The organism is Gaetbulibacter sp. PBL-D1, assembly GCF_050509525.1.
GTDB classification, from domain to species: domain Bacteria; phylum Bacteroidota; class Bacteroidia; order Flavobacteriales; family Flavobacteriaceae; genus Gaetbulibacter_B; species Gaetbulibacter_B jejuensis.
In genome coordinates, this window is record NZ_JBNWKB010000004.1 from 94,369 (window position 1) to 115,951 (window position 21,583).

20 protein-coding genes are annotated in these 21,583 nt (G+C 33.7%); 2 read left to right on the top strand and 18 right to left on the bottom strand.

The window, feature by feature from the left end; translation table 11 throughout:
• Positions 1–34: 34 nt before the first annotated feature.
• The 9 genes from ACQ0RB_RS04745 to ACQ0RB_RS04785 all read right to left on the bottom strand — a co-directional run bounded on the left by ACQ0RB_RS04745 (position 35) and on the right by ACQ0RB_RS04785 (position 12,154).
• Positions 35–646 (bottom strand): class I SAM-dependent methyltransferase, encoded by a 612-nt coding sequence (locus ACQ0RB_RS04745; RefSeq protein WP_430496855.1) that lies wholly within the window; start codon positions 644–646, stop codon positions 35–37.
• A 2-nt stretch (positions 647–648) separates the two neighbouring features.
• Entirely contained in the window at positions 649–1,089 is a 441-nt protein-coding gene (locus tag ACQ0RB_RS04750; RefSeq protein WP_430496857.1) for a heavy-metal-associated domain-containing protein, read from the bottom strand.
• 31 nt (positions 1,090–1,120) lie between these two features.
• Positions 1,121–2,893 (bottom strand): efflux RND transporter periplasmic adaptor subunit, encoded by a 1,773-nt coding sequence (locus tag ACQ0RB_RS04755; RefSeq protein WP_430496859.1) that lies wholly within the window; start codon positions 2,891–2,893, stop codon positions 1,121–1,123.
• Positions 2,883–3,365, bottom strand: a complete 483-nt coding sequence (locus ACQ0RB_RS04760) for a DUF305 domain-containing protein (RefSeq protein ID WP_430496861.1) — start codon at positions 3,363–3,365, stop codon at positions 2,883–2,885. Before ACQ0RB_RS04760 ends, ACQ0RB_RS04755 begins: the two co-directional genes overlap by 11 nt.
• 26 nt (positions 3,366–3,391) lie before the next feature.
• On the bottom strand, positions 3,392–4,183 hold the full coding sequence (locus ACQ0RB_RS04765; protein WP_027879802.1) for a cation transporter: 792 nt from the start codon (positions 4,181–4,183) through the stop codon (positions 3,392–3,394).
• A 4-nt stretch (positions 4,184–4,187) separates the two neighbouring features.
• Entirely contained in the window at positions 4,188–6,695 is a 2,508-nt protein-coding gene (locus tag ACQ0RB_RS04770; protein ID WP_430496863.1) for a heavy metal translocating P-type ATPase, read from the bottom strand.
• A gap of 3 nt (positions 6,696–6,698) precedes the next feature.
• Complete coding sequence (locus tag ACQ0RB_RS04775) at positions 6,699–7,934, bottom strand: TolC family protein (RefSeq protein ID WP_430496865.1); 1,236 nt, start codon at positions 7,932–7,934, stop codon at positions 6,699–6,701.
• Complete coding sequence (locus ACQ0RB_RS04780; protein ID WP_430496866.1) at positions 7,931–11,632, bottom strand: efflux RND transporter permease subunit; 3,702 nt, start codon at positions 11,630–11,632, stop codon at positions 7,931–7,933. Before ACQ0RB_RS04780 ends, ACQ0RB_RS04775 begins: the two co-directional genes overlap by 4 nt.
• 108 nt (positions 11,633–11,740) lie before the next feature.
• Positions 11,741–12,154, bottom strand: a complete 414-nt coding sequence (locus ACQ0RB_RS04785; RefSeq protein WP_430496868.1) for an HYC_CC_PP family protein — start codon at positions 12,152–12,154, stop codon at positions 11,741–11,743.
• 175 nt (positions 12,155–12,329) lie between these two features.
• Between ACQ0RB_RS04785 and ACQ0RB_RS04790 the strand changes: the two genes are divergently transcribed.
• Positions 12,330–12,515 (top strand): hypothetical protein, encoded by a 186-nt coding sequence (locus ACQ0RB_RS04790; RefSeq protein ID WP_262732523.1) that lies wholly within the window; start codon positions 12,330–12,332, stop codon positions 12,513–12,515.
• A 149-nt stretch (positions 12,516–12,664) separates the two neighbouring features.
• Here the strand turns inward: ACQ0RB_RS04790 and ACQ0RB_RS04795 are convergent, their stop codons facing one another.
• Positions 12,665–13,267 (bottom strand): peroxiredoxin-like family protein, encoded by a 603-nt coding sequence (locus tag ACQ0RB_RS04795; protein ID WP_262732182.1) that lies wholly within the window; start codon positions 13,265–13,267, stop codon positions 12,665–12,667.
• Between the two features lie 192 nt (positions 13,268–13,459).
• Between ACQ0RB_RS04795 and ACQ0RB_RS04800 the strand changes: the two genes are divergently transcribed.
• The gene (locus ACQ0RB_RS04800) at positions 13,460–14,272 is read left to right on the top strand and encodes a purine-nucleoside phosphorylase (RefSeq protein WP_129759353.1); all 813 of its coding nucleotides are present in this window, start codon (positions 13,460–13,462) and stop codon (positions 14,270–14,272) included.
• 2 nt (positions 14,273–14,274) lie between these two features.
• On the opposite strand, the gene ACQ0RB_RS04805 is transcribed toward ACQ0RB_RS04800, so the two are convergent.
• From ACQ0RB_RS04805 to ACQ0RB_RS04840, 8 genes are all read right to left on the bottom strand, one after another.
• Complete coding sequence (locus tag ACQ0RB_RS04805; RefSeq protein WP_129759354.1) at positions 14,275–15,054, bottom strand: RMD1 family protein; 780 nt, start codon at positions 15,052–15,054, stop codon at positions 14,275–14,277.
• Entirely contained in the window at positions 15,054–15,467 is a 414-nt protein-coding gene (locus ACQ0RB_RS04810) for a VOC family protein (protein ID WP_129759355.1), read from the bottom strand. The genes ACQ0RB_RS04805 and ACQ0RB_RS04810 overlap by 1 nt, the downstream gene beginning before the upstream one ends.
• Before the next feature lie 194 nt (positions 15,468–15,661).
• Positions 15,662–15,982 (bottom strand): hypothetical protein, encoded by a 321-nt coding sequence (locus tag ACQ0RB_RS04815; protein WP_129759356.1) that lies wholly within the window; start codon positions 15,980–15,982, stop codon positions 15,662–15,664.
• Positions 15,983–15,984: 2 nt separating this feature from the next.
• Positions 15,985–16,959, bottom strand: a complete 975-nt coding sequence (locus ACQ0RB_RS04820) for a deoxyhypusine synthase family protein (protein WP_430496872.1) — start codon at positions 16,957–16,959, stop codon at positions 15,985–15,987.
• A complete protein-coding gene (speB, locus tag ACQ0RB_RS04825) occupies positions 16,949–17,890 on the bottom strand; it encodes an agmatinase (protein WP_129759358.1) in 942 nt (313 codons plus the stop codon). The genes ACQ0RB_RS04820 and speB overlap by 11 nt, the downstream gene beginning before the upstream one ends.
• Complete coding sequence (locus ACQ0RB_RS04830) at positions 17,880–19,280, bottom strand: arginine decarboxylase (protein WP_129759359.1); 1,401 nt, start codon at positions 19,278–19,280, stop codon at positions 17,880–17,882. The genes speB and ACQ0RB_RS04830 overlap by 11 nt, the downstream gene beginning before the upstream one ends.
• A 397-nt stretch (positions 19,281–19,677) precedes the next feature.
• The gene (locus ACQ0RB_RS04835) at positions 19,678–20,547 is read right to left on the bottom strand and encodes a pseudouridine synthase (protein WP_131506071.1); all 870 of its coding nucleotides are present in this window, start codon (positions 20,545–20,547) and stop codon (positions 19,678–19,680) included.
• 75 nt (positions 20,548–20,622) lie between these two features.
• A complete protein-coding gene (locus ACQ0RB_RS04840) occupies positions 20,623–21,537 on the bottom strand; it encodes a geranylgeranylglycerol-phosphate geranylgeranyltransferase (protein WP_129759361.1) in 915 nt (304 codons plus the stop codon).
• Positions 21,538–21,583 lie beyond the last annotated feature (46 nt).

A 21,583-nucleotide genomic window follows, 5' to 3' on the forward strand; every position in this document is an offset into this window, starting at 1 on the left:
AACCAAAAAAAATTGATAATTGTATTAAATCACCCTACTTTTTCTTAAACCAACAAAACGTGAAATTCTGATTTGTATCAAAAGGCGTTGTATGTGACTTATTAATACATTTTTGTTTAGAAAATGAAACATTAAACAAATCTTCCAAAGATTTTTCAGAATATTGTTTTATTTCTAAACCACTACACTTTTTTGGTCCATTTTCTGAAAATGTACCTATTACTAAATTTCCATTTTTCTCGATATTCTGTTGCACCAGTTGTTCATACTTTATGATTTGAGATTCATCAATTAAAAAATGAAATGACGCTCTATCGTGCCAAAAATGATATTTTTCAGTTGGAACGAAATCTAAAACATCCGATACAATCCAAGTAACATTATCTGCCTGATTTTTTAGTCTTTTTTTAGCTCGTTGAATTGCTGCTTCCGAAATATCTAACACTGTAATATTTGTGTAGCCTAATTTTAACAAATGATCTACCAAAAAACTATCACCACCTCCAATATCAATTATCTTATCTGATTTAGACACATTTGCTATTTCAATAAATGATAATGAGGTTTCTGGTATTGGTTCAAACCAACTTACCTCATTTAGAGATTTTGTTTTAAAGACATTTTCCCAGTGTTCTTTTCTGTTCATTATTAATGGTCGTGATTTGAATGGTCATCAGCTTTTATTTCTCCAGATTGATTCATCATCATTTCGTGGTCATATTGGCAACAACCAGGTAAATTTTTATAGGCTTCTTCATTACCTGCTACTTTTTCAGTATCATACCCTGAAGCTGCGATTGCATTATGAATTGCCATTGCATCTGTTTTAGAACTATCGAAAGATACATCTATTTTCTTTTTGTCTTTATCCCAGTTTGCAGCAGTAACACCTTCAACACTATTGGCTGCTTTTTCAATGGTATTTTTACACATACCGCAATTACCTCTTACGCCAAAAGATAAATCTGTCATTGCGATTTCTTTTGACACTTCAGTTGTTGTAGTTTCTTCAACTTTTTTAGTTTCGTTTTTACAACTTGTCAATCCCATAGCTACTATTACAGCTACACTTAAAATTACTTTCTTCATTTTTAAAAATTTAATTATTATCTGTGTTTATTTATTCTATTGTTTGTTTAACCTCACCACATTTAAGCATTGCATCACCAAAATATGGATTCAAGATTTGTTCTTCTTTACTTAACCAATAGGCTCCGTTATTGTTATCTGCCATAGGGCAAAACTCTACATATACCTTTTCATTTACACCAAATATTTGAACCGCTTTTATTAAATGTGAAGACAAGTGTTTAAAGTGATTTCTTTGGGTTTTAATGTCTTGTGAACCGGCTATTGAAGTTGTAGAAGATTTTATCTCATCTATTAATGACATCCAATGATTGTGTGCTTCATCTTTAAGCAATTTCATATCTGTCTTACTTAAATTTGATAGTAAAGAAGTTGCATTTTGTGAACTACCTTTTGAGTCTTCTTTTACTAAAGCATCTTTTAAATTGATGTAATCATTGTAAATTCCTTTTAATTGCTCTTGAAATTTCTCTGACACTTTTAAGCGTTCATTCATATTAGTATGGTCGCTTTCATTTTTTGAATTATTATCCATACCTAAATGACCTTCGTGACCTGTCATTGTTTTACCACCTTGCTTATTCATCATTGATTTTTTGCCTTGTAGTTGTGCAGCAGCATCTACAGTAAATGTTCCGTTGGTAACAATTTCATTACCTGTAAATAATCCGTCTAATACCTCATAATTATCACCGATTTTATTACCTAAAGCCACTTCTTTCAATTCAAAAACAGGCTCGTTTGGATTTGTTTTGAGATAGACTACAGAACGTTCGCCTGTCCAAAGTACTGCCGAAGATGGTATCATTATTACTTCATTTGAATTGGTTTTAGTGCTTTCAATTTCTGCGGTTACGAACATTCCTGGTTTAAATACATAGTCCTTATTATTTAGTACCACACGCAAGGTTACAGTTCTTGTTTTGGTGTTTAAAACTGGGTCAATAAAATCTACTTTACCTTTAAACTTTTTATTAGGATAAGCATTGGTTGTTATCATCACTTCCTGTCCTTTTTTAAAGCGGTCAATCTGATTTTCATACACATCAAAATTTCCCCAAACGGTGTTGAGATTGGCAATTTTTAATAAGGGTTGTCCTTGTTTGATGTAATCGCCTTGCTCTACCAATTTTTCTGTAACAGTACCCGAAACGGTTGCATAAACAGGAAAGTTTTCTTTTACTTTTCCTGTTTCTTCAATCTGATTGATTTGATTTTCAGAGAGTTTCCATAATTTCAATTTATTACGGACTGCTTTGTATAAAGCAGGTTGAGATTCTTTTAAAGAAGCTGCTGTGATTAATTCTTGTTGTGCTGCATAGAGTTCTGGCGAATAAATGGTTGCCAATAATTGACCTTTACGAACTTCTTCGCCTGTAAAACTCACATTCAAACGTTCAATTCTTCCAGCGAAATAACTTACCTGTACTGCATTGGCTTCTTCGTTTTCAGCAATTTTACCAGATAACTTTATGGTGTTGCCTTCAACATTTCCCTTGCCTACAACAGTTGTTTGAATATTGGCTAATGCCATCGCATTTTCTGTTAGTTTAAATTGGTCTGCCATTAAGCCATCACTTCCGCTTTCCGCAGGAATTAAATCCATACCACAAATGGGGCAGTCGCCTGGCTCTGGTTGCATAATCTGTGGATGCATAGAACACGTCCACATTTGATTGGTTGCTGCAACCGCATCGTGATTATGGTCTATTTCTTCATTTGATGAGCCACCAAAAAGCAACCAGCCCAATAATAATCCAATAGCGAGAATACCTATGTAAATTACTACCTTATTATTTTTCATCTTCTAATCGTTTTATCATTGCTTTCATTTCTTCTATTTCTTTACGTTGTGCTTTTATAATGTCTTCTGCTAATTTTTTAACTTCTGGGTCTTGAATATCTGCTCTTTCACTTGTTAAAATAGCGATAGAATGATGTGGTATCATTGCTTTCATCCAAAGGACATCACCAATAATGGGTGCTTGTGTTCTTACCAACCCTAATGCACCTACAAACAAAATGAAACTACTTGCGAGTATTGCGATATTCTTCTTTTTATCATTATACATTTTTCGCATAAAAAACCACATTATTACTGCCATTGTTGAAATCCCTAAACACGTCATATAGAATCGTGTTAAACTAAACCATACGTGGTCTATGGAATAGGTGTTTAAATACATTGTGATGTACATTGCTACAAATGAGCAAGCCAACATTATAAAGAAGGTTTTGTAATTTCCTTTGTTTGAGTGTTCTTTTGAATTTTCCATATTTTTTGATTTTATAGTTAAACTTTTTACTTACTTAATTTTAATATCCTGAATGCACCTTGTATCACCAATCCAAATACAATGATTCCTATAATTAAATCTGGAATACCAGAATGCAGCCAATTGACTAAAACGCCTGCTGTAATTACGCCAAGATTTATTATAATATCGTTAGAGGTAAAAATCATACTGGCACGCATATGTGCTTCTTGACTTTTAGATTTTTGTAAGAGGTACAAGCAAATGCCATTTGCAATCAAAGCAAATACTGAAACTATAATCATTGTTGAAAATACAGGTAAAGCTTCATAGCCTAAAAATCTACGTATTACCTCAACGATTCCGATAATTGCAAGTGTTATCTGAAAATAGCCTGCATATTTTGCAATCCGTTTCTTTTTTAAAACTGTACCACCAACCGCTATTAAACTCAATCCGTAAACAAATGAATCTGCCAACATATCTAAACTATCAGCAACTAATCCCATTGATTTTGAAATAAGTCCTGTACTCATTTCGATAATAAAAAATGCAAAATTGATGATTAGAACTGTCCACAACAGTTTGGATTGACTCCTTGTAGATTCAGTAATAATTGTGTCTGTATCTTCTGAACTGATTAAACTTTCATTTAATTTTAATTCATTTAAGGCATTACCAATTTCATTTACATTTGAATTATGATATAGTGTTAAGATTCTTTCTTCTAAATTAAAATCAAGTTGTTTGATACCATCTATATCAGATAGCTTCATCTTAATTAGATTTTCTTCAGAAGGACAATCCATTTTTGATATTTTGAAAACTGTTTTCTGCATATAATTAAATGTTTTTTGTTCTTAATCGTAGTGCGTTACCTATTACCGAAACCGAACTAAAACTCATTGCTAAAGCTGCTATCATTGGCGAAAGTAGTATTCCGAAGAATGGAAACAACACACCTGCTGCAATAGGCACACCTAAAGTGTTGTAGATAAGTGCAAAAAATAGGTTTTGCTTAATGTTCTTCATTACAGCATTACTTAAATTTTTTGCTTTTACAATACCGTGTAAATCGCCTTTTACTAAAGTTATCATAGCACTTTCTATCGCTACGTCTGTTCCTGTTCCCATTGCAATACCGACATCACTTTTAGCCAATGCTGGTGCATCGTTAATACCATCACCTGCCATAGCAACCACTTTCCCTTTTTCTTGCAGTTTCTCTACTTCTTTGAGTTTATCTTCTGGTAGCATACTCGCTTTAAAATCTGCGAGATTAAGTTCTGATGCTACTGCTTGTGCTGTATCGTGATTATCACCTGTAAGCATTATAACATCAATCCCTTTATCCTGAAGTGCTTTAATGGCTTTAGCACTTGTTTCTTTTATCTTATCGCCTATAACTACATATCCAACGACGGTTTCATCTATTGACAAATAAGAAACTGTTTTACCCTGTTCTTGGTAAGATTTAGCTTCGTCTTTCATTTTAGAAGTAATATCCGCTTTAGCATATTCCATCATTTTAGGATTACCTAATGCTACATTTTTTCCATCAATTTTAGCTTCAACACCTTTTCCTGTAACAGCACTAAAATCTTCGGACTTTAAAATTTCTGCGTTGTGTTCTTTGCCATATTTAACTGTCGCTTCTGCCAAAGGATGTTCGCTATTTGTATTTAATGACACGATGTATTGTAACACTTCTTTTTCGCTTAAAGCATCATTAAAAGCTCCAACGGTTTCAACTGTTGGTTTTCCTTCGGTAATTGTTCCTGTCTTGTCAACGATAAGCGTATTTACCTTATCCATTTTTTCAAGAGCTTCAGCATTTTTAATCAATACACCATTTTGAGCACCTTTACCCACACCAACCATTACAGACATTGGTGTTGCTAAACCTAAAGCACAAGGACAAGCAATGATTAGTACTGCAATTGCATTGACAAACGCATACACATAAACTGGTTCTGGTCCCCAAATAGACCATACAATAAATGTGATAATAGAAATAAGAACTACAACTGGCACAAAATAGCCTGAAACTTTATCTGCTAAATTTTGAATAGGTGCACGACTTCTACTGGCATCATTAACCATATGAATGATTTGTGATAATAAAGTGTCACTTCCTACCTTTTCTGCTTTCATTAAAAAGGATTGATTCCCATTAATGGTTCCGCTACTTACTTTATCTTCTTGAGATTTGTTTACAGGAATAGGTTCGCCTGTAATCATAGATTCATCAATAGTTGTTTCGCCTTCAGTTATCACACCATCCACAGGAATTTTATCTCCTGGTTTTACTTTTAGAATATCATTAAGTTCTATCTCGTCAATACTAACTTCAACTTCTTCACCATCTACTATTTTTATGGCCTTATTAGGTGCTAATTTCAACAGTTCTTTTACTGCCGAATTGGTTTTACTATGGGCACGAGCTTCTAACAACTGACCTAAAAGCACTAACGTTAGAATAACTGTTGCTGCTTCAAAATAGACGTGAACTGCACCTGACTCGGTTTTAAATTGTTCAGGAAATACATCTGGAAACAACATCCCAAATACACTAAATAACCAAGCCACACCTGCACCGATTCCAATAAGTGTAAACATATTGAGATTCCACGTTTTTATGCTTCTATAAGCACGCTCAAAGAACATCCAAGTGGCATAAAACACTACTGGAATTGATAATGCAAACTGAATCCAGTTCCAATATTTCTGTTCCATTATATCGTACAACGGATTGTTCTTGAGCATTTCGCTCATAGCCATTAAGAAAATGGGCAAGGTAAATGCTGTGGCAATCCAAAATTTCTTTAATAGCTTTTTATACGTTTTTTCTTCTGCTGAACTATCTGCTTCCATTGGCACTAAATCCATCCCACAAATAGGACACGAACCTGCTTCGTCTTTGACAATTTCTGGATGCATAGGACACGTCCATTGTTCCTTTGAAGTTGCTGATAGATTTTGTTCTTCCACCAAATCCATTCCGCAAACAGGACAATCGCCTGGTTTATCATAAGTTTTATCGCCTTCGCAATGCATAGGACAATAAAATGTGCCTGTGCCTTTCCCTTTTTGTTGCTTTTCCTTTTTACCTTTGGTATGATGATGATGATGATGTTCACCTTGATTATGGATAGTGTATCTATCACTATCTTTTTTTAAGGCTTCTTGAAACTTTTCTAGAGGAATATGCGATTCCATTTCTATGATAGCTTCTGCCTTTTCTAAATCGACTGTTGCTTTTGAAACACCTTCTACTTTAGAGAGCGTTTCTTCTACGTGTGTTCTACAACCATTACAGGTCATTCCGTGTATATGATATGTATGTTTCATAGTTTACTGAATTAAATAATTAATAATTGTGCTTTGCACATAGTAGCCCTTAATAGACTCTATTTGGTTCATTTGAAACTTTAATTGTAGTTCTTGAATATCTAAAACATCATTAAAATCAATCGTTCCTGTTTCGTAGCTTTTGATTAAAATGTCTTCTGCATCTTTGGCTTGCTGTAGGTTTTTGGTTTGGGTAGCATAACTTATTCTTGCAGAAATGCGTTCGTTAATCGCTTTGTCTAAAAGCGTTTCCAATGCATTTAAACGTTCCTGTTTTTGAGCAGTAATTTCCTGCTGTTGCAAATCATTTTGTTTGGTTTGGGATTTATATTTCTTATTGAAAATTGGGATAGATACCGAAACCATTGGCATTACAATATCCTTTCCGTTATCGCTGAAATCCATATTTGGTCTTTCAGCAACATTGATATAATCTAATCCAAAACCAATCATTGGACTGCTTTCTTTTTGATTCAATAATTCTGATTGCTCTATGGATTGATAGAGTTTATCAAATTTTAGTAATTCAGGATGTAATACTAATTTTTCAAAAGTAATATCAAAGTCTTCTGAAGGTATCATTAAACTATCTACTACATTCACGGTAACATCATTATCTCTATTCAATAGATTATTGAAGTTAGTTTGTTCTGCTAAAAACTGTTGTTGCAATACATCTTTTAATTGTTGCATTTCGTTCTGACGCATTTGCAATCGCAACACATCTACTGCGAATGCTTTACCAACCTCTACAGAAGTTAATGCCAACGTTTCATAAGTTTCTAATAGTTTGATGTTTTCAGTTAAAACCTCTTGCTTTGCTTTGTTAGCGTATAAATTATAATAGGATTGTGATACCGAAGCCATTAGTTTTCGCTTTGCGATAACAATGTCCTCGTATTTAGCATCTGCCAATGAACTCACGTAATTTTCTCTCGAAGTAATAGTCCCAAACCACGGTAACATTTGTTTAGCAGATACTTTAAAGCGCTGTGCACCTGTTCGTGTTTCTGGCTCACTCACAAAATAACCAACACCAAATTCGGTATTAGGAATGGTGTTGACCTCGTTTACCTTTTCGGAAGCTCTTTTGTATTGTAACTCAAACTTTTGAATTTCTGGATTGTTTGTTAAGGCTTCATCGATAAGTATTTCTAATTGTTGAGCGTTCGCAAAAAGACTCAAGAAACAAGAGCCAAGAGCCAAGACGATTTTTATTTGTATTGATTTATATTTCATTTTGATGTTCTTTTAAGTTGAACTTCTGCTTTCCAGCTATACAATACTGGTACAACAAACAAAGTGATTAAGGCTATAAGCATTCCACCAAAACTTGGTATTGCCATAGGTATCATTATATCGCTTCCTCGACCTGTAGAGGTTAATACTGGTAATAATGCTAAAATGGTCGTAGCTGTAGTCATTAAACACGGTCTGATTCGTTTTTCACCAGCTTCAACAACTGATGCTCTAATTTCCTTTTTATTCTCTGGTGTGTTTCTATCGAATGTTTGGGTTAAATAAGTTGCCATTACTACACCATCATCGGTTGCAATACCGAAGAGGGCAATAAAACCAACCCAAACCGCAACACTTAAATTGATTGGGTGCATTTGGAATAAATCGCGTAGGTTTTCACCAAAGAAATTGAAGTTTAAAAACCATCCTTGACCATACAACCAAATCATAATAAAACCACCTGCAAATGCTACTGCAATACCTGTAAATACCATTAATGACGTACCTACAGAACGGAATTGGAAATACAGAATTAAGAAAATAATTGCTAATGCTAAAGGCACAACAACCGACAAGGTTTTTTCGGCTCGCAACTGATTTTCGTATGTTCCTGTAAATTGGTAGTTAATACCTTTTGGAACTACTAATTCGCCACTATCTATCTTTTGCTGAATTAGAGCTTGTGCGCTTTCAACTACATTGACTTCGGCAAAACCATCTAGTTTATCGAACAATACATAGCCAACTAAAAAGGTATCTTCACTTTTAATGACCTGTGGACCTTGTTCGTAACTTATAGTTGCCAATTCGCTTAAAGGCACAGGACTTCCTTTTTCAACTGGCACATAAATCTGTTGTAAGTCTGTTGGGTTTGCTCGTAATTCTCTTGGGTATCGTACTCGTACACCATATCGCTCTCGACCTTCTACCGTTTGGGTTAAGACCATACCACCAACTGCTACTTTTAATACATCTTGAACATCTTGTATCGAAATGCCATAACGTGCAATTTTCTCTCTATCAATATCAATTAACAAATAGGGTTTACCAACAATACGGTCTGCAAAAACAGCTTCTTTTTTAACACCTTCAGCTTCCTTGATGATGTTTTCTAATTGCACACCAAACGCTTCAATCTGCTTTAAGTCTTGACCTTTTACTTTAATTCCCATAGGTGCTCTCATTCCTGTTTGAAGCATTACCAATCGGGTTTCAATAGGTTGTAGCTTTGGTGCAGAGGTTACGCCTGGCAATTTGGTAACTTTTACAATTTCATTCCAAATATCATCTGGTGATTGTATTTCTGGTCGCCAATTACGGTAGAACTCGCCATCATCGTCTGGAATGAGTTGTTCTTTTGCTTTAAGAGATTGCCACGCTTCACGCTGTTCCGCTCGCAATGACATTCCGTTTTTTAACACATATTCACCATCATCATTGACTTTATAGCGTTGGCGTACTCCGTTTTCATTCAGCATATATTCTGGTTTATACTGAATGATATTTTCATACATCGACAAAGGTGCTGGGTCTAACGCTGATTCTGTTCTACCTGCTTTACCAACTACGGTTTCAATCTCTGGAATACTGGCTACTGCCATATCCAATTGCTGTAAAACACGTTTATTTTCTTCCACGCCAGAATGAGGCATCGAGGTTGGCATTAGTAGAAATGAGCCTTCATTTAAAGATGGCATAAACTCTTTGCCTGTATTTTTCATAATGAAAAAACCTGCAATGACAATTGCTGTTGGGACAGACAAAAAGAGTAGCTTATTATCTAAACACCACCTTAAAATGCGTGTGTAGTATTTTATAAATAATGAGAAAACACCTAATAAACCAAAGCAAATAACACTCACAAAAATAAGATTCCAGAAAATGCTTTTATCAACGCCTAATGGTCTCCAATATTCTGCTAATAAAAATACGATTGCCGAAGCCGAAATGATGATGTTGGCAAAGTTTGCCTGTTTATCTGAAATCTTGCTTTGAAGATTTAATAAAGCTGTGACACCAAAAGCGATGAGTATGATTCCTAACCAATACCCGAAAATTATAGCTGCTATTCCTAATACTATTAAAACACTGTTTAAAGCATATTTAAAATGTTTTTGAATGCTCTTTTTTCGGAATAAAAAGGCTGCAAACGGTGGAATTAAAAATAAGGCTACAATTATCGAAGCTGTTAATGCAAAGGTTTTTGTGAATGCTAATGGTCTAAATAATTTTCCTTCAGCACCAATCATTGTAAATACAGGAATAAAACTGATAATGGTTGTCATTACTGCGGTTACGATTGCACCAGATACTTCTGCTGTTGCGTTGTAAACGACTGTGTTTATTGGTAATTTGTTTTCGTTTTCGTCTAAATGTCTGATGATATTTTCTGAAAGTATGACACCAACATCTACCATCGTACCAATAGCAATAGCAATACCTGATAGTGCTACAATATTAGCATCTACACCAAAGAGCTTCATTGCTATAAATACCATTAACACCGCAACAGGTAATAGCCCTGAAATCAATACGGAAGCACGAAGATTAAATACCATAATGATAATGACCAAAATGGTAATGAGTATTTCTAAAGTTAAGGCTTCGTTTAATGTGCCTAATGTTTCTTGAATCAATTCTGTACGGTCGTAAAATGGTACTATTGTTACTTGTGATGTTCTACCATCTGCTAACGTTTTTGTAGGTAAACCTGCGCTTAATTCGTTTATTTTGGCTTTTACATTATTAATCACTTCCATTGGATTAGCACCATAACGTGCTACTACAACACCACCAACCACTTCTGCACCTTCTTTGTCCAAAATCCCGCGTCTTGTTGCAGGACCTAAAGACACTTTTGCCACATCTTTAATTTTGATAGCTGTGTAATCTTCTGAAGTTACAACTGCATTTTCGATGTCTGCTATGGATTTCACATAACCCAAACCACGTACCAGATATTCGGCTTGATTGATTTCTAATGTTTGTGCTCCAATATCTCGGTTACTTTCTTTAACTGCCTTTACGATATGGTGCAAGCCAATATTATATTGTCGCATCAATTCAGGATTAACATCTACTTGGTATTCTTGAACATAACCACCAATAGATGCTACTTCTGACACACCACTTGCAGATGATAGTGCATATTTTACATAGTAATCCTGGATACTTCGTAACTCTTGTAAATCCCAACCACCTGTTACATTTCCGTTTTCGTCACGACCTTCAAGTGTGTACCAAAATATTTGACCTAATCCTGTAGCATCTGGACCCAAAGCAGGATTAACACCTTCAGGCAATAAACCACTTGGTAATGAATTGAGTTTTTCGAGAATACGACTTCTACTCCAGTAAAACTCTATGTCTTCTTCGAAAATGATATAGATACTTGAAAAGCCAAACATAGACGAGCTGCGTATGGTTTTTACTCCAGGAATACCCAACAATGATGTGGTTAATGGATAGGTAATTTGGTCTTCAATATCTTGTGGTGAACGACCATCCCATTTGGTGAACACAATTTGTTGATTTTCCCCTATATCTGGTATGGCATCTACAGCTACAGGATTACTTGGTAAAAAACCTGTATCCCAATTAAATGGTGCATTAACAGTTCCCCAACCTATGAAAAGGACGAGTAGTAGTACTGCAACGAGTTTATTTTCTATAAGAAATTTGATTGCTTTATTAAGCATAATTTTTGATTATTAAACAGTTAGACATTGGTGTTGAGAAAACACCGAATACAACAAATTATCCACATAGCATAAAGCCATAGGATAAAACAGTCTAATGTTTAAAAATCAAATTAAATAAGTCTCGTCAATCTTGAAGATTTGCCTGACGACGAGTGGTGGTTTGTATTCTTCATAAGAAGATACATTGTTATCTAATCCTTCAAAAAGGTTGATATAGGAGTAAACTAATGAAGCTATGAATACCTGTTGCTCAAACGTAATTTTGTCTAATTGTAGTTGTAGTTCGTCTTGACCTTCAATAGCTAGTTGCTTGTCGTCACAACAATTTTTCTTTGTGATTGAACAGCTTTCAGTTGAAGGTTTTTCCATTTCCATGCCGCAACCTTTGGCTTTTTGAAAGATAGCAGATTCTACTAAAGTATCTCCACAATAATGCATATTCACAGTAAATGACATTGTAGAGAATAACACTACAAAAGTCATTGCTAAAGACATTATTTTATGGAATACTAGCTTCATTGTAATTGCGAAGTTACGAAATTTAAATAACAACCGTTTTGTTTAACAAAAATTTTAAAATCTTAAAACATACAACTCCAATTGCTTACAGAAATTCTATCTGGAGGCACCACCACTAAAAACCCGAACAAATGTTCGGGTTTTTTGGTTTTATTCAAGCATACACAGTCTATACATTTTATACTCTAAATCCTTAAACAGATACTATGTAGGTGAATCTGAAAATGCAACATTAAGGCTAGAACTACATAACAACCACCATTTTAAAAACAGTTTTACTAATGTAGCTTCTGATTGGAAATCATACTCAATTACAAATGCAATTCAAAAGATGATGCTTTATACCTTGAAAGATTCATAAAAAGAATGAAAAGCAAGAAATTCATCGAAAAAATCATTACCAATCCTGAAAAGCTTAAAGATATTCTCAATAAAAGATAATTATGCCTCAACTAAAAAACCCTGACACAAGTGTCAGGGTTTTTCGGTTTTAAAGGGTATGAAACCTAATTACATATCAGCTTTTAAAGCTTTTAGAGAAGCTACCAGCAACTCCTTACTTAATCTCGTTTTATAATTAGGGTTGATGTATTCAAATAAAATATCACCAGATGTATTTAAGATCATAACCGTTGGAACTGGTAAAATCTCAGTTGCTTCCATCTTTGTTTTCTTTTCAATATACGACACTGCCATTCCTGGAGTTTTAAAACCAATTCCTGTTGCTTGAATAAGTTTTGCTTCAGGGTCTGCATAAAGGCTATAACCTACTTTGTTAGTTTCTCCTGTTGGCACTAAATTTTTGTAGTTATCAGGACTTACTGCTACTATTTGGTAACCCAATTCTAAGATTTCTGATTCAGATTCAGCTAAAGAAGCTAATTGTGTGTTACAGTAAGGACACCATCCTCCACGATAAAACACCAAAACAGTTGGTTTTTCTTTAATGATTTTTTTCAGAGCAATTTCTTCACCATTCTTATCAATTAAGTTAGCATTTGGGATTGTTTCCCCTACCAATAAAGGACTTACGTCTTCTGCTTTTTCTGGCACTTGTGCACTAAGGCTAAATGTTGTTAATACAGTTAACAAAACTAAAAGTGTGTTTTTCATTTGTTTTTTTATTTATGTGTTTTACAATGGTGAAATAAAATACCCTAATCCCATTTTGGTTGATTAGCAACCTAATTGTTATGGATATTTCATTATCATTAAGTTTTGCATCTTGGTCCAACGCAATTAATAATCCTTACAATTTTTAAATACATTTCACTTATTTTTGTGTTAACGATTTAAAAACCAATTATGATAAACTATATAAACGAAACCGTTGACTACTTAAAAGATAAAGGATTTATTAATCCTGAAATAGGAATTATCCTAGGCACTGGCTTAGGTATGCTTTTAGATGAAATTACTATTCTTAAAGAAGTAAGCTATAATCACATTCCTAATTTTCCAACAGCAACAGTTGAGTTTCATAAAGGCAAATTAATTTTTGGTGAGCTTGAAGGCAAAAAAGTGATTGTTATGCAAGGTCGTTTTCACTTATACGAAGGCTACACCTTACAAGACGTAACTTATCCAGTTCGTGTTATGGAAAAATTAGGCATCACCACTTTACTAGTTTCTAATGCTTCTGGTGCTATTAATCTCAATTTCAAAAAAGGTGAATTAATGCTTATTGACGATCATATTAATCTTCAAGGTAGCTCTCCTCTAGCCTTTAAAGGCGTGTCGCTTTTGGGCGAACGATTCGCTGATATGAGTGCACCTTATGACGCAACCATAAACAATACTTTTAAATCTATAGCTAAAACCAACAACATTACGTTACACGAAGGTGTTTATGCAAGCGTTGTTGGTCCTCAGTTAGAAACAAGAGCTGAATACAGAATGCTAAAAATTATTGGTGCTGATGCAGTAGGTATGAGTACTGTACCAGAAGTAATAGTTGCTAATCACCTCAACCTTAAAGTTGCAGCGATTTCTGTACTGACTGACGAATGTGACCCTGACAATTTAGAAGCTGTAGCCATTGATGATATTATAGCTACCGCTGCAATAGCTGAACCAAATATGATTACACTTTTTAAAGGTTTAATACAATCGCTTTAGATTTAAAAAAACAGTTTTGCAATAAACATATCAACCACCTCAACAAGAATAAGGATAATAATAATCCATTCTAATTTGCTGCTTTCTTTGTGGTCCATTATATCTTTAAAAAGCTCTAGATTTTCTTTGATAATCTCTATTCTATCATGGATTAATCTATATCTGTCTTTTAAGTCGAAAGATTGCTTTAAATCGTGATTTAATTTGTTTAACTGTTCGTTTTCTAAAGTTATTTCTGGCGAATCGAAAATATATAGGTTTTCTGAAATTTTATTTTTTATGTTGAGTACTTTACCAATAAAGCGCTTTAGCTTGTTTCCAGAAATATCCAACTTCCCTTTATTTTCAAGATAAAGAGTATGTTGGTTGGTTTCAATTAAAAGTTCTTCGGTAATTTCAGAATAGTTATCCAACGCTACAGACTGTGATGCATTCAACATCACCAATCGCACCATTTCCTCATCAATCTCAGGTAAAATGACTTTTTCAAACTCCACTTTTAATGTATTGGGTTGAATTGAGATTTGCACATCTTCAGAAATTTTATCAGAAAAGAAGTCTTTACAAAACGGTTTTATTTCATCTAATGCTGCATTAATTTCGTTGGTAGTCATATTAAAAAAACTCACCATTCCATATTGAAAAATATAGATGAATTTTTCTTTTGAATAGCTATAAAAAAGCTCATCACTATCAGAAAAAAGCAACTCCCATTTAAAGTTATTTTTTCCTTCTCTAACTTGTATTAAGCTAGACACTTGGTAAGCAAAAACGGTATACATTAATATTTAAAAATCTCGCTTGGGTTAGTGAACGATTTAAACTCTACAGTATAATCGTTTGGGTCTTTTAAAAAGAACGAATGATGTTCTCCTACTTTCTCAATTAAAAAATCAACTTCAGATTGAACAGGAACATTTCTAAACTTTAAGGTGTTTAAAAGCGTTTTCCATTTTTGCTGTTCTAAAATAATTCCGAAATGAAAGGATGGTAAAATTTCACCTCCAAAAGAATAGCTTTGACAATCAAAATTAAAAGGACCACTTTTAGTAAATGTAATTTGATTATTGTACAAATTAATATCAACCCAGTTTTGTGCTGATCGTCCTACTTGAGCACCAAGACTATCAACATAGAAAGCCTTTGTCTCACTGATACTTAAGCATGGTAATGCTAAATGAAAATGTGCCGACATAACATTATATTTTACATAAATTTAGTTTATTTTTCAATACGCTCAACTAAGTTTGAAGAAAATGAATTAAGCCTTTTGAAAGATAATTTTGGTGAAGAATTTAAGAAGTCGCCAAAATATGGCGACTTCATTTTTAAGTATATGCTATTTTTCAGACTAAATCTGTTCTAAAACATTAAAACTGTAGTGTGTGACTAATCCTCGTCAGAGTCAGCCTCTTGGTCCATTTCTGGTTCTTGTACTGCTTCTGGATCATCATCGTCATAATCTTCATAATCATCTTCATCATAATTCTCCATTGTTACAGCTAATTTAGTACTTACTTTTACTAAATACTTAGTGTCTTCAGTACTTACTTCTACAGCTTCAACAATTTCGTTATTAGCATTTTTGAAAGATATAACGTGGTCATCATCATAACCATCAGGATATTTTTCAACTAACAATGCTAAAATTTCTGGTGTTAATTTTTTAAAATCAACAATTACGCGCTTAAGATTGTCTTTTTTGTTCATAATTACATATCTAGTAGGTAAGCAAATATAAGTGGTGCAACAATAGTAGCATCACTTTCTATAATAAATTTTGGTGTGTTAATATCTAATTTTCCCCAAGTGATTTTTTCATTTGGGACAGCTCCTGAGTACGACCCATAACTTGTTGTTGAATCGCTTATTTGACAAAAATAACTCCAGAAAGGTGTATCAGTACGTTCCATATCTTGGTATAGCATTGGCACTACACATATAGGGAAATCGCCAGCAATACCTCCTCCTATTTGGAAGAAACCAATTCCTATTTCAGAATTATCAGTGTACCAATCGGCTAAAAATGTCATGTACTCAATACCTGATTTCATAGTACTTGCTTTAAGCTCTCCTTTTAGCACATAACTTGCAAAAATGTTACCCATAGTACTGTCTTCCCAACCAGGAACAACTATTGGCAAATTCTTTTCTGCTGCTGCATACATCCAAGAGTCTTTTAAGTCTATCTCGTAGTATTCTTCAAGTACACCACTCAATAACATCTTGTACATAAATTCATGCGGAAAATAACGCTCTCCAGCTTCTTCGGCATCTTTCCAAATTTTAAAAATGTGCTCTTGCAATCTTCTAAAAGCTTCCTCTTCAGGAATACATGTATCAGTTACTCGGTTTAAACCTCGCTCTAACAAATCCCACTCTTGCTGTGGTGTTAAATCGCGATAGTTTGGTACACGCTCGTAATGAGAGTGCGCAACCAAGTTCATGATGTCTTCTTCTAGATTGGCTCCTGTACAAGAAATAATATGTACTTTATCCTGACGAATCATTTCAGCAAAAATCTTCCCAAGCTCTGCTGTACTCATAGCTCCTGCTAGAGACACTAGCATTTTTGCTCCTGAGTTTAATTGGTCTTCGTAAGCCTTTGCTGCATCAACTAATGCAGCTGCATTAAAGTGCAAATAATACTTTTCAATAAATTGTGATATGTGTCCTTTAGTTGTCATCCTCGTCATTAAATTTAGAAAATTTATTTATTCCTGAGCTGTTATCGCTAAAATTATTGTCATAATCATCATCTACATCTTCATTTAAGAATTTATAGGTTAACATTTTATAATACAGCTTTGCAGCTAAAAAGTCTGATGATTTATCAATTTTATTTGGGCACAACTCAACGATATCAAAACCTACTACGTTTCTCTCAGCAAATACTTGCTTTAAGAACTCTAGTGTTTCGTACCAGAATAATCCTCCTGGTTCTGGTGTTCCTGTACTTGGCATAATTGAAGGATCAAACGCATCTAAATCAAACGTGATAAATACGTTATCGGTCATTTGATCTATTGCAGAATCCATCCAGTTGTCATCTTCAGCCATTTCGTGAGCAAAATAGGTTTTGTCCTCATCCATAACTGTTTTTTCCATAACATCCATTGAGCGAATACCTACTTGAATTAAATTAGTAGTTTGACTTGCTTCATAAACTGCACATGCGTGGTTACATTTTGAACCTTCATACTCTTTTCGCAAATCAGCATGCGCATCAATTTGCAATACTGTTAAGTTATCAAAACACTCGTTAAACGCACGAATACTTCCTATTGAAATAGAATGCTCTCCACCAAAAAGGGTTACAAACTTATTGCGTTTAATATACTTTTTAGTCATTTCATGTACAGCATCAACTACAGCTTCTGGTGATGCGCTTTCAGTAATTGCATCTGCTAAAAACACACCTTGCTTGTAAACCTCAGTATCGGTTTCAATGTCATAAAGCTCCATATTTTCAGAAGCGTCTAAAAAGGCATCAGGACCTTTGTCGGCACCTTTTTGCCAAGTACTTGTGCCATCGTAAGGCACAGGAATTAAAACAATTTTTGAACTGTCTAATTTGGAATATTCTTCTGAAATTCCAGCATACGTTTTATTGCTCATGGTAACCTAAAATTTTAAGTAAGTCTTCACTTTTTTGTTGTTCACTAAATAATTCTGTTGTGATGTTTCCATCGTTGTCTTTATCAATTAAAATATGTTTTGGCGACGGAATCAAGCAGTGTTGCAAACCTCCAAATCCACCAATAGTTTCTTGATATGCTCCTGTGTTAAAGAAGCCAATATACAAGGGTTTTTCTTTGTTATATTTTGGTAAGTAAATAGCATTCATATGCTGTTCACTATTGTAATAATCGTCACTATCACAAGTTAATCCTCCTAACAACACACGCTCATAACTATCGTTCCAACGGTTTACTGGAAGCATAATAAAGCGCTTGTTTATTGCCCAAGTATCAGGCAATGTTGTGATAAATGATGAGTTAATCATATTCCACTTTTCACGGTCGTTTTGTTGCTTTTGGTACAACACCTCATAGATTGCTCCTCCACTTTCTCCTACAGTAAAGCTACCAAATTCGGTAAAAATATGTGGCACCTCAACATCAGCTTCATCACAAGCAATTTTAATTTGGTTGATGATTTCATCTACCATATACTCATAATCAAACTCAAATGCCAACGAATTTTTAATTGGAAATCCGCCTCCAATGTTTAAGCTATCCAAGGTTGGACATATCTTTTTTAAGCTAATGTAAACTTTTAAACATTTTAAAAGCTCGTTCCAGTAATACGCATTATCACGAATTCCTGTATTAATAAAAAAGTGAAGCATTTTCAATTCTACTTTTTTATTATCCTGAATTTGACTTTTATAAAATGGCACAATGTTTTTATAACCTATTCCTAATCTTGAGGTATAAAACTCAAACTTAGGTTCTTCTTCTGACGCAATTCGAATTCCTACTTTGAACTTGCCTTTAATTTCTTCTGAAAGTAAATCTAGCTCTTCATAATTATCAATAATTGGAATACAGTTTTTATGACCATCGTTAATTAGTCTAGCAATATTGGTGACGTATTGAGAACGCTTAAACCCATTACTAATCACATAGGTTTTATCTGTAATCTTTCCAGCTTTCTTTAAGCTTTCAACGATATCAATATCAAAAGCCGAAGAGGTTTCGATATGAATATCATTTTTTAAAGCCTCGTTAAGCACATGCTTAAAGTGAGAGCTTTTTGTACAGTAACAATAGTTATATGTTGCTGGATAATTATGTTTTTTTATCGCATTATCAAACCATGTTTTAGCACGATTGATATTATTTGATATTTGCGGTAAATAGGTAAATTTTAAAGGAGCTCCATAAGTTTCGATTAATTGTTTTAAATCGATATCATGGAATTGTAAATGGTTATTTTCAAGTTTAAACTCCTCTTGAGGAAAATAAAAAGATTGATTGATTAAATCAATGTATTTAGTATTCATGTTTTTGTTTTATTTTTACTCTTTTGAGACAAGTTAATCAATAATGCCATATAAAATAGCAAAATCAATTGGTTACATTATGTTTTAAAATTTAAAAATGTGAATTATTCTGGAATTCGACATTAAGATAACAACAAATTAATGTATATCAAACTTGTATTTGAGGATGGGTTGTAGGAATGAAGCCATACAAATGTTGGCTCATAACGATGTAGTAAGCGGAAGTTAGCTCTAAAATTCGGTTACTTAATCTATAAGCAGTTTTTGAATATGACTTCCTGATGTTCAAAAACCCGAACGTAAAAACAGATTTCAATTTGTTCAGCTAAATGCACTGCAAATGAAATACATTTTTTTTATAAAAAAAGTTTTTTTTTATTTTTTTTAAACTTTTTAACTACAACATCTTTAAGGTGTTGATTTCCTGAATTGTAAGGTGCTTCCAGTGACCGCGAGGAATGTCTTTTTTGGTAAGATGTGCAATCGCTACACAATCAATTTTAATGATATTATATTTTAAATGATCAAAGATGGTTCTTATTACTGTGTTTCCTGTATTTTTAATTTTTAACCCTATTTGATTTTTTGATTCACCTTCAATATAGCTAACTTCTTCAACATATATTTCTTTTCCGTCAACCTTCAAACCGTCTTGAATAGCTTTTAAGTCTTCAAATTTTAGGTTTTTATCTAGTTCTATTTGGAATAAGCGTGTTACACCATTTTTAGAATTGGTGAATTTTTTAACCACAGTTTCATCATTGGTAAACAACAATAATCCTGTTGAGTTTCTACCTAAACGTCCAATAGGTTTAATACGTGCGCTAGTTGCATTTGCTACCAAATCCATTACTGTACGTCCTTTGCCTTCGCTAGTGGTTGTAGCAAAACCCTTAGGTTTATTAAGTAAAACATATGTTTTTTTCTCAGGTGTAATGCGTGCTCCATCATAACGCACATCGTCATCAAGTTGCACTTTATAACCCATTTCGGTAACTACTTTTCCATTTACAGTTACCAAACCAATTGCAATATGCTCATCAGCTTCACGACGAGAACACATACCAGAATTGGCAATGTATTTATTTAAGCGTATTTCATCTGCTGACGCCTTTGTGGTATTTTTCTTTTTCATAGGAGCATTTCCTCTTGCATAGCTTTTTCCTCCAGAGTTGTTTCCTCCTCTTCCAGATCGAGTTCCTTGGTTGTGTCTTTGTCCTCTACCTGATGGTCTTTTGCTTCCTCCTGTACCTTGCTTTCTGCTCATATCTTTATTCCGCTAAAACGGAAATTGTATTAATTAAACTAAATTTTGCTGCAAAGATATACGATAAATTATTGCTTATCGAATAAAAGTGATTTTATTAAGTACTAAGCCAATATCAATCAAAGGAATACTAATGACTCCTAAAACTATAATAAGCTTTAAAATATTATGAAGAATTAAGTATTGTGATTTTGAATTTGATTTCCATAGCATTACAACAAACACTAAAAGCAACACAATACTTACATAAAAGTAATAACTCATTTTTCCTACTTGATACTGAAAAATAAGCAGCAGCGTAGGCACTAATGTCAAAACACTTAAAACAGTAAGCATTAATTTTGAAGCTTTTTCGCCATACACCACAGGAATAGTATGATAGTCTTGAGCCATATCTCCCTGAAGATTTTCCAAATCTTTTGTAAGCTCACGCATAGAAATCACTAAAAACAAAAACATAGCATGCACAAAAACTACGTGCTCAAAGTTTTTATAGTATACAAAAATGACAAAGAAAGGTGTAATGGTTAAAATAGCAGAAACCAAGTTACCAATAAACGGTAACTTTTTTAATTTATGAGAGTAAAACCAAATTGCAAAAATATACACCGAAAAGAATACTACCGCTCTAAATGACACGTAACTAGCCATAATAACAGCAATGAAATTAAGCACAAAATAGAATGATAGCTTCGTGTTTTGACTCACTAATCTGTCTAACATTGTTTTTCTTGGCCTATTGATTAAATCCTTTTCAGAATCGTAGAAATTGTTAATAATATAACCTCCTGCAATAGCAGCTGCCGATGCAAGTACAAGCATTAATAAATTAAGGTCTAGAACGACTTCCTTTACTGGTTTATCATGTGCTAAAATATAAATGGATGCTAAATACTGCGCAATTACTACAACCAAAATGTTATAACCTCTAATCACAGAAAACATACTGAAAAACTTAAGTAGGATATGTTTTTGTTTTCTGGTTAGCATGAGAATAAAGGATTATTTTGAAGTTACTCCAATAGATGCATGGAGC

Excerpts from the sequence above, each read along its gene's own strand:
- ACQ0RB_RS04745 (WP_430496855.1), bottom strand. The coding sequence starts at position 646 with ATGAACAGAAAAGAACACTGGGAAAATGTCTTTAAAACAAAATCTCTA.
- ACQ0RB_RS04750 (WP_430496857.1), bottom strand. The coding sequence starts at position 1,089 with ATGAAGAAAGTAATTTTAAGTGTAGCTGTAATAGTAGCTATGGGATTG.
- ACQ0RB_RS04755 (WP_430496859.1), bottom strand. The coding sequence starts at position 2,893 with ATGAAAAATAATAAGGTAGTAATTTACATAGGTATTCTCGCTATTGGA.
- ACQ0RB_RS04760 (WP_430496861.1), bottom strand. The coding sequence starts at position 3,365 with ATGGAAAATTCAAAAGAACACTCAAACAAAGGAAATTACAAAACCTTC.
- ACQ0RB_RS04765 (WP_027879802.1), bottom strand. The coding sequence starts at position 4,183 with ATGCAGAAAACAGTTTTCAAAATATCAAAAATGGATTGTCCTTCTGAA.
- ACQ0RB_RS04770 (WP_430496863.1), bottom strand. The coding sequence starts at position 6,695 with ATGAAACATACATATCATATACACGGAATGACCTGTAATGGTTGTAGA.
- ACQ0RB_RS04775 (WP_430496865.1), bottom strand. The coding sequence starts at position 7,934 with ATGAAATATAAATCAATACAAATAAAAATCGTCTTGGCTCTTGGCTCT.
- ACQ0RB_RS04780 (WP_430496866.1), bottom strand. The coding sequence starts at position 11,632 with ATGCTTAATAAAGCAATCAAATTTCTTATAGAAAATAAACTCGTTGCA.
- ACQ0RB_RS04785 (WP_430496868.1), bottom strand. The coding sequence starts at position 12,154 with ATGAAGCTAGTATTCCATAAAATAATGTCTTTAGCAATGACTTTTGTA.
- ACQ0RB_RS04795 (WP_262732182.1), bottom strand. The coding sequence starts at position 13,267 with ATGAAAAACACACTTTTAGTTTTGTTAACTGTATTAACAACATTTAGC.
- ACQ0RB_RS04800 (WP_129759353.1), top strand. The coding sequence starts at position 13,460 with ATGATAAACTATATAAACGAAACCGTTGACTACTTAAAAGATAAAGGA.
- ACQ0RB_RS04805 (WP_129759354.1), bottom strand. The coding sequence starts at position 15,054 with ATGTATACCGTTTTTGCTTACCAAGTGTCTAGCTTAATACAAGTTAGA.
- ACQ0RB_RS04810 (WP_129759355.1), bottom strand. The coding sequence starts at position 15,467 with ATGTCGGCACATTTTCATTTAGCATTACCATGCTTAAGTATCAGTGAG.
- ACQ0RB_RS04815 (WP_129759356.1), bottom strand. The coding sequence starts at position 15,982 with ATGAACAAAAAAGACAATCTTAAGCGCGTAATTGTTGATTTTAAAAAA.
- ACQ0RB_RS04820 (WP_430496872.1), bottom strand. The coding sequence starts at position 16,959 with ATGACAACTAAAGGACACATATCACAATTTATTGAAAAGTATTATTTG.
- speB (WP_129759358.1), bottom strand. The coding sequence starts at position 17,890 with ATGAGCAATAAAACGTATGCTGGAATTTCAGAAGAATATTCCAAATTA.
- ACQ0RB_RS04830 (WP_129759359.1), bottom strand. The coding sequence starts at position 19,280 with ATGAATACTAAATACATTGATTTAATCAATCAATCTTTTTATTTTCCT.
- ACQ0RB_RS04835 (WP_131506071.1), bottom strand. The coding sequence starts at position 20,547 with ATGAGCAGAAAGCAAGGTACAGGAGGAAGCAAAAGACCATCAGGTAGA.
- ACQ0RB_RS04840 (WP_129759361.1), bottom strand. The coding sequence starts at position 21,537 with ATGCTAACCAGAAAACAAAAACATATCCTACTTAAGTTTTTCAGTATG.